The organism is Moorena sp. SIO3I6 (genome assembly GCF_010672095.1).
This window is the reverse complement of record NZ_JAAHHU010000072.1, coordinates 26956-33031: the sequence shown is the minus strand read 5'-3', so window position 1 is coordinate 33031 and position 6076 is coordinate 26956. Positions and strand designations below refer to the sequence as shown.

The window sequence follows — 6076 nt, the reverse complement described above, 5'->3', positions numbered from 1 at the left end:
TCACAGAATTATTTCCGGAGGAAGTGATGCAAGAGTCTGTAATTTATCAGAAGATAATTCAAAAAGGACATCAACTGGGTTTACTCGAAGGAAAACGGGAAGGTTTACTCGAAGGGAAACGTGAAGGTTTACTCGAAGGGAAACGGGAAGGTTTACTCGAAGGAAAACAAGAGGAAGGGTACTCAATCGTTATACGTCAACTGACCCGTCGGTTTGGGAGTGTTGACGATCAGCTACAACAGGGGATTAAAAAGCTTTCTGTTGTTCAATTGGAGGAGTTGAGCGAGGCGCTGTTGGATTTTGAGACCGTCACAGATTTGACGGTATGGTTGGCATCCCATCAGCAATAAAAAATGCCTACGCTTTTTTTAACCAAATCCTGTAAACTGGCCCAGGTACTGTTAACCATAGATAACAAATAACTACCTTGGCTTACGATAATATATGTAAATATCTCGCCGAAAACTACCCAGCTGATTTGGTTAGGTGGCTTCATGGTATTGAAGTTACTGAAATCTCGGTGCTCAAAACTGAGTTAAATACCGAACCGATTCACGCCGATTCCTTGACACTGTTGCAAACGGCTAACCAAATCTTGCAATGGGAATTTCAAACCCTACCAGCTTCCAAGCCATCCCTACCATTGCGGATGCTCAAGTATTGGGTCAGACTCAGAGAAAAGTATAACTGTCCTGTTGAACAGGTCGTGATATTTCTGAAGTTCACCACCTCATCTAAAGTTTATACTAACCAGTTGCTGGAGAGTAACACTAGCCATCGCTATCGAGTAATTAGGATGTGGGAGCAAGACCCTGAGCTATTTTTGGCCAATCCTGCCTTATTGCCCTTTGCTCCTCTGGCATAAGCGTGAGTCTCCTACAAGATTATTAGAGCAAGTGGCGGCAGCAGTAGATAGGATTGAAGAACCACTAGCTTTTAGTAACATATCCGCTTGTACCCAGTTACTAGCTGGTTTGCGGTTCGACCAAAGGTTGATCACAGAATTATTTCCGGAGGAAGTGATGCAAGAGTCTGTAATTTATCAGAAGATAATTCAAAAAGGACATCAACTGGGTTTACTCGAAGGAAAACGGGAAGGTTTACTCGAAGGGAAACGTGAAGGAAAACAAGAGGAAGGATACTCAATCGTTATACGTCAACTGACCCGTCGGTTTGGGAGTGTTGACGACCAGCTACAACAGGGGATTCAAAAGCTTTCTGTGGCTCAATTGGAGGAGTTGAGCGAGGCGCTGTTGGATTTTGAGACCGTCACAGATTTGACGGTATGGTTGGCATCCCATCAGCAATAAATCGGATGCCTACACATCCAAGCTCACTGGCATGCTCCCACACTTCCTACCTAGGTGCGCTCTTACCATTAATAATTAAATTCGCCACGGGTCGCACCTCTTGTAAGTGTGGGCTTCTCGCCAAAACCAGTCCTTGCTTGTGCCTATTCCCTACTGCCTGTTTCCTGTTCCCTGTGCCCTGTTCCCTTTGCTATATCAATCCTATAAATCGGCTTTTGAATTCCGATTGAACCCATTAAAAATCCAGTTTAATAATTGGGGAAAAAAACGTTTAATAACTGAGATAATTTTTGCCATTCCATCAGGAAAAACCTGAGGTTTATTATCAATGATTCCTTGAATCGTTTCGCCCATGACCTTAGCCGGATCAGTTACTAAAAATTCCGGCAACCCCTGATTTTCTTTGGCAAGGGTTCCATACTGTTCCGACTGGAGAATGGGAGTACGGCTGTAAAAGGGATAAACAGCTGTAACCTTCACGTTGTAAATTTTAACTTCATTTAAAAGCCCTTCGCTGAATCCTCGCAACCCGAATTTACTAGCAGCATAATGAGCCATGCCAGCGGGTGCCACCCAGCCAGCAGCAGAGGAAATGTTAACGATGTGACCTTGGCGACGCCTAATCATATCGGCGGCAAATAGAGAACTTAATCGCATTGGTGCCAGCAGATTTACCTGCATCAGCCTTTCCCATTTTTCCCCAGGAACTTCGTCCATGCGACCAAAAAGCCCAATGCCAGCATTGTTGATCAAAATATCGATTGCTATTCCGAGGTTTTTAACCTGGTGATAAAGGGTTTCGCATCCGTCATGTTCAGAAAGATTAATTTCCAAAAGAGCAAGTATATCCCCAGTTTTAACCTCCCGTTGAATAGCCTCGGCACGCTCTTTAAGAAGAGTTTCATCAAGATCCGTGAGGATCAAATGGCTACCAGCTTCTAATAATTGCCGAGTCAGTTCCTGACCGAATCCACCGGCGGCACCGGTGATGAGTACCACAGCTCCATGGAGATTGCTCATCTAATTGTTCTCAATTTTTGCTCTGGGTTAAATTTTAGGAGATTGGAGTATTCCCCATAGTAATAAAAACCAGGGTAAATTAATGTTAGGTATCAGCGACGCATATTTTATTAATGGTGGCCAAAACATTGGAGCTATAAAACGTAGAGAGCGTAGTGATACCGGACGTAACCCGTCTTTATCGATAATTCCATAGTGATCAGCCAGTTCTGCAACAACTCGAACGCGGCCTGTAAAGTGCATTACAGTTGGGTCTGCAGCAAGGGCAGCAATAACGCGCCCTGTTAGTAAAGGAGTTTCCCAATTAAAGCCTTGAGAGATCACTCGGCTTTGCTGATTACCTGGTTTATCTTCTGCCATTTGCAAAGCCAAACTGGACATATGCTCGGTACCAACTATGCCTGGCCAAATCGAAAGGGATGCCACATTATATTGCTTGAGTTCAACAGCCATATCTGCAGCCAGTCGATCGCAAGCGGCTTTACCCGCTCCATAGGCGGCACCAAAGATGTAAGACATGCCGCCCCAAGATGAGATGGTGCAAATCAACCCCTGCTGACGCTGAATCATCAGTCGAGCTGCAAAAACACTGGCAATATAATGGCTGCGGAGACCGACATGATTGACAGCATCCCAAAGATTCTCAGGGCATTCCCAAAATGGTTTTTCGTATCCATCCTTCAATGCCTGCACTCCTGAAAAGGCATTATTGACCAGCAGATCCAGTTGTCCCTTCTGCTCGTCTTGAATCTGTTCAAAAAGTAAGCGCACTTGTTGGTCGTCGCTATGATCTACCATTACCGGAATACAAATTCCACCAGCATCTTGCACAGCTGATTGGGTTTCCCTAAGACTACCGGAAACTCCCTCTGTGACATTGGAACTGTCGAGACTACGACCAGTAATATATACCGTAGCACCTGCCTCGCCAAGGCCAATCGCAATTCCTTTACCAATACCACGGCTGGCACCCGTGACCAAGGTGACTTTGCCTTTAAGGCTTTCCATAATTGCTTTTTTTGATATTGATATTAATTCATGTTAACATTTTTTTGACATTTTATGGTTGAGATTTTTATCTAAACGTCGATGATCGGTAAACGTAACTCTCGAACTAAACAATAAAACGAATAATCCCCTACAATTATACCATAAAAATAATCAAAATGCAAGTAGTTATTATTGGTGCCGGCATGTCTGGTATCTGCATGGCTATTAAACTTAAAAAAGCAAAAATACCTTTCATTATTTTAGAAAAATCCTCTCGACTTGGAGGGACTTGGCGGGATAATAACTACCCAGGATGTGCCTGTGACATTCCCGCTCATTTATATTGCTACTCTTTTGAAATGAAACATGATTGGGGTCAAGTTTATCCCTCTCAGGCAGAGATATTGAAATACTTAGAACAATGCACACGTAAATACAATATTTATCCCCATATCCGTTTTAATCAAGAGGTTATTAGTGCCCATTTCAATGCCCAAAATTGCCTCTGGTATGTTAACACAGCTGAGAATGAAACGATAACAGCTAAGATACTGATCAGTGCCTGGGGAGGTTTAAATTTACCAAAATTACCGAATTTAAATAGCTTGGAAACCTTCAAAGGAGTCTCGTTTCACTCAGCTAGATGGAATCACACCTTTGATTTAACTGATAAAACTGTGGCAGTTGTAGGAACTGCAGCGAGTGCAGTTCAATTTCTACCAGAAGTTGCCAAAAAAGTAAAAAAACTATTCATTTTTCAAAGAACTCCTAACTGGATTACTAACCGAGACGATGGGACTTATTCAGCCCAGATGCAATGGTATTTTAATAATTTACCTATTCTGATGCAACTGCACCGTGGATTACTATACTTGCGTAATGACTTAATCAATTTTTCTCTATTCACTACTGGAAGTTTTATCGGTAAGTACCTGCGAAAACAATTGGAAAAACGCATACACCAGGAAATTGATGACTCCCGAGTACGGGATGCGGTGATGCCCAGCTATCAACCCGGTTGTAAACGAATTTTAATTAATAACGACTTTTATCAAACCCTGAACCGAAATAATGTAGAATTGATTACAGATAAGATAGAAAGCATAACTACTGATAGTCTGGTAACAGAACAAGGAAAAGACTATAAAGTTGATGCTATTATCTATGCTACAGGATTTAACTCTTTGTCCTATCAAAAAATCGATATACGTGGTAGCAACGGAGAGAGTCTAGCGGAGATATGGGGCAACGAACCAGAAGCGTATCTTGGTATTTCTGTTCCCCATTTCCCTAACTTTTTTAGTCTTTTAGGACCGAATACTGGTTTGGGTCATAGCTCGGTCATCTTAATGGTAGAGTGCCAAGTTAATTATATTATCGGCTGCTTGAATAAAATGCTCAGAGAAGACTGGAAATCTCTGGAAGTGAAGGAGGAAGCCATGAGACGTTATTATCAGGATTTATGGAAAACTATGGAAAAGAGGGTGTGGACAAAAGAAAACTGTATGAGTTGGTATCAAAATAAAGATGGGAGAGTATTCGCTTTGTGGCCTGGTAATACTATCCAATATTGGTGGGCTACAAGAAAACCAATTTTCGATGACTATATTTCTACCTAGCCTAGTTGCGATCGCACAAGCGCGGAAGCTGAGGCCGTAGGCCACGCTTTGCGTTCGCGTAGCGTCGGCTTTGCCGAAACGCTTCATCGCGTAGCGGCTCTTTGAGAGCATCGCTACGCGATCGCTTTTTTTAACCAAATCCGGTAAACTGGCCCAGGTACTGTTAACCATAGATAACTACTTTGGCTTACGATAATATCTGTAAATATCTCGCAGAAAACTACCCAGCTGATTTGGTCAAGTGGCTTCATGATATTGAAGTTACTGAAATATCAGTCCTGAAAACTGAGTTAAATACTGAACCGATTCACGCCGATTCCTTGACGCTGCTGCAAACCCCTAACCAAATCCTGCAGTGGGAATTTCAAACCCTACCGGCTTCCAAGCCATCCCTACCATTGCGCATGCTCAAGTATTGGGTCAGACTCAAAGAAAAGTATAACTGTCCCATTGAGCAGGTGGTTATATTTCTGAAATCCACTCGCTCAGAAAAAGTTTATACTAACCAGTTGCTGGAGACTAACACCAGTCATCGCTATCGAGTAATCAGGCTCTGGGAGCAAGACCCTGAGCAATTTTTGGCCAATCCCGCCTTATTGCCCTTTGCGACTCTGGCATAAGCGTGAATCTCCGACAAGATTATTAGAGCAAGTGGCGGCAGAAGTGGATAGGATTGAAGAACCACTAGCTTTTACTAACATATCCGCTTGTACCCAGTTACTAGCTGGTTTGCGGTTTGACCAAAGGTTGATCACAGAATTATTTCCGGAGGACGTGATGCAAGAGTCTGTAATTTATCAGAAGATAATTCAAAAAGGACATCAACTGGGTTTACTTGAAGGAAAACGCGAAGGAAAACTTGAAGGAAAACGTGAAGGAAGGCAAGAGGAAGGATACTCAATCGTTAGACGCCTGATCACCCGTCGGTTTGGTAGTGTTTCAGACCAGCTACTTGAGGGGATCCAAAAGCTTTCTGTGGCTCAATTGGAGGAGTTGAGCGAGGCGCTGTTGGATTTTGAGACCATCACAGATTTGACGGTATGGTTGACTGAGCATCAGCAATAGACCTCTTGCATAAGTCTCATAAACCGTGGGTGTTGACAAGGCAAAAGCCATGCATGGCTATTGGCAAAAGCG

4 protein-coding genes and 2 pseudogenes are annotated in these 6076 nt (G+C 43.0%); 4 read left to right on the top strand and 2 right to left on the bottom strand.

The window, feature by feature from the left end:
• On the top strand, positions 1–350 hold a 350-nt coding region (locus F6K49_RS20525), incomplete at its 5' end, for a DUF4351 domain-containing protein (RefSeq protein ID WP_293099608.1).
• A 77-nt stretch (positions 351–427) separates the two neighbouring features.
• Positions 428–1310: pseudogene (locus tag F6K49_RS20520) on the top strand (Rpn family recombination-promoting nuclease/putative transposase).
• A gap of 201 nt (positions 1311–1511) precedes the next feature.
• On the opposite strand, the gene F6K49_RS20515 reads toward F6K49_RS20520, so the two are convergent.
• Both F6K49_RS20515 and F6K49_RS20510 read right to left on the bottom strand, forming a co-directional pair.
• The gene (locus F6K49_RS20515; RefSeq protein WP_293099605.1) at positions 1512–2330 is read right to left on the bottom strand and encodes an SDR family NAD(P)-dependent oxidoreductase; all 819 of its coding nucleotides are present in this window, start codon (positions 2328–2330) and stop codon (positions 1512–1514) included.
• A gap of 27 nt (positions 2331–2357) precedes the next feature.
• A complete protein-coding gene (locus tag F6K49_RS20510) occupies positions 2358–3338 on the bottom strand; it encodes an SDR family NAD(P)-dependent oxidoreductase (RefSeq protein WP_293099602.1) in 981 nt (326 codons plus the stop codon).
• Between the two features lie 158 nt (positions 3339–3496).
• Here F6K49_RS20510 and F6K49_RS20505 point away from each other — a divergent pair, with 158 nt between their 5' ends.
• Together F6K49_RS20505 and F6K49_RS20500 are read left to right on the top strand one after the other, a co-directional pair.
• Positions 3497–4939: an NAD(P)/FAD-dependent oxidoreductase gene (locus F6K49_RS20505; protein ID WP_293099599.1), complete on the top strand. Its 1443-nt coding sequence runs from the start codon at positions 3497–3499 to the stop codon at positions 4937–4939.
• Between the two features lie 182 nt (positions 4940–5121).
• Positions 5122–6004: pseudogene (locus F6K49_RS20500) on the top strand (DUF4351 domain-containing protein).
• The last annotated feature ends 72 nt before the right edge of the window (positions 6005–6076 follow it).

Bases quoted from the DNA above. Each gene is read 5' to 3' on its own strand.
- F6K49_RS20510 (WP_293099602.1), bottom strand. From the start codon at position 3,338: ATGGAAAGCCTTAAAGGCAAAGTCACCTTGGTCACGGGTGCCAGCCGT.
- F6K49_RS20505 (WP_293099599.1), top strand. From the start codon at position 3,497: ATGCAAGTAGTTATTATTGGTGCCGGCATGTCTGGTATCTGCATGGCT.
- F6K49_RS20515 (WP_293099605.1), bottom strand. From the start codon at position 2,330: ATGAGCAATCTCCATGGAGCTGTGGTACTCATCACCGGTGCCGCCGGT.